Origin of the sequence: Bradyrhizobium sp. (assembly GCF_049581145.1) — a bacterium.
In the GTDB taxonomy this organism is placed as follows: Bacteria; Pseudomonadota; Alphaproteobacteria; order Rhizobiales; family Xanthobacteraceae; genus Bradyrhizobium.
This window is the reverse complement of the sequence record NZ_JBAURI010001302.1, coordinates 1-1,623: the sequence shown is the minus strand read 5'-3', so window position 1 is coordinate 1,623 and position 1,623 is coordinate 1. Positions and strand designations below refer to the sequence as shown.

Here is a 1,623-nt window from a genome sequence, read left to right as displayed (position 1 = left end):
TTTCGGCCGACCTTGCCGGTGGCCCAGACGGATCCGGACCCGGTGCAGGCGAAGCAGCCGGGCGGAGAGCTCGCCGTGATCGATCTGCACAGCACCTTTGTCAATCAGCATCCGTCCGGCGTGGAGGTGGAATCGTTAACGCTGCGCTCGATCCTGGGAACGCTGCACGCCAATCTTCCACAGATTGAGCAGGTGCGATTCCTGGTGGACGGGCAGGCACGCGAGACGCTGGCAGGGCATGCGGACCTGTTGCGAACCTATCCTGCCGCCGATACGACCTCGAGCGCAGATGCTGCAAACGGGGGGCAATCAAACTGAATGAACTTTGCTGGTGGTAAACAAGGGGTAGCGCAGAGGACCGCGAAGGATGGGCCCGTGGTGGGGGTCTTCGACTCCGGTTTTGGCGGCCTGACGGTGTTGCGTGCGCTCCTGTCGAAGATCCCTTCGGCGAATTACCTGTACCTGGGCGACACGGCGCGGCTGCCCTACGGCGCGAAGTCGCAGGCGACCATTGCGCGTTACGCGGTGGAGAGTGCGCGCTTTCTGGAGCAGCGCGGCTGCGAATATCTGGTGATCGCCTGCAATACCGCGACCGCGCTGGCGCTGGAAGATATTCGGCGAGCGGTGAGTGTGCCGGTGCTGGGCGTAATTGAGCCGGGAGCCCATGCGGCGAAGCGTGCCGTGAGGAAGACGGGAGGCGAGGTGCTGGTGCTGGCGACAGCGGCGACCGTGCAGTCGCACGCCTACCACGCAGCTTGCGAGGCGGTTGGGCTGAAGGCCATCGAGGTGGCGTGCCCACTGCTGGTGCCGTTGGTGGAGGAGGGCTGGATTGACCACCAGGTCACGCGCGACGTGCTGCGAATTTACTTGTCGGAGGCTTTGACGAAGTGCAGGCCAGAGGCCGTGCTGCTGGGCTGCACGCATTATCCATTGATTGCGGCAGCCATCGAGACGACGCTGCGGGAGCTGGGATCAGATGCGGCGGTGATTGATTCGGCTGACGCAACCGCGGAGGCTGCGGAAGCGGCGCTGGACGTGGATACCGGAACGCACTCGGCGGAAAACTCTCTCAGTTTCGAGTGTTATGCCACGGATTCGGTGGAGAAATTTCAACGGCTTGGCAGCTTGTTTCTGAACCAGCCGATTGCGCACGTGCATCACCTCGACCTGGGCGGATAGACTGATTGGAACGATGCACTATCTTCTGAAATCTGAACCCGACAAGTACTCCTTTGATGACCTGCTGCGCGACGGCGAGACGCGGTGGGATGGAATTAAAAACCCGCAGGCGCTGATCACGCTGCGCAACATGAAACCCGGGGAGCAGTGTGTGATCTACCACTCGAATGTTGGCAAGGCCGCGGTCGGGACAGCGAAGGTGGTATCGGTGACGACCGATCCCGCAGACCCGAAGATTCCTATCGTGCGGTTGAAGGCGGGCAAGCGTCTGAAGCGCGAAAAGCCGTTGGCGGAGATTCGCGATGCGGGCGTGTTTGTGGGCTCGATACTGTTCCGGCAGTTTCGCTTATCGGTCGTGCCGCTGACGCAGGAACAATTCGACTGGCTGGTTCACGGCTGAGACGCGGCGTCCGCAGCCAGAGTAGTCCTCAAACTGTTATTCTT

Annotated in this window: 3 protein-coding genes; all 3 read left to right on the top strand. The window is 61.6% G+C overall.

The features are described 5' to 3' along the window. Window positions 1–318, top strand: a 318-nt coding sequence (locus tag WCB02_RS41650; protein WP_423968772.1) for a GerMN domain-containing protein, incomplete at its 5' end; no start/stop codon positions are given. A 57-nt stretch (window positions 319–375) separates the two neighbouring features. After that, window positions 376–1,179, top strand: coding sequence for a glutamate racemase (murI, locus tag WCB02_RS41645; protein ID WP_423968769.1), 804 nt, complete (start codon window positions 376–378; stop codon window positions 1,177–1,179). A 13-nt stretch (window positions 1,180–1,192) separates the two neighbouring features. Further along, window positions 1,193–1,579, top strand: coding sequence for an EVE domain-containing protein (locus WCB02_RS41640; protein ID WP_423968766.1), 387 nt, complete (start codon window positions 1,193–1,195; stop codon window positions 1,577–1,579). The last annotated feature ends 44 nt before the right edge of the window (window positions 1,580–1,623 follow it).

What these genes read in the sequence shown, in the direction of transcription:
- WCB02_RS41640 (WP_423968766.1), top strand. Translation starts at nt 1,193, where the DNA reads ATGCACTATCTTCTGAAATCTGAACCCGACAAGTACTCCTTTGATGAC.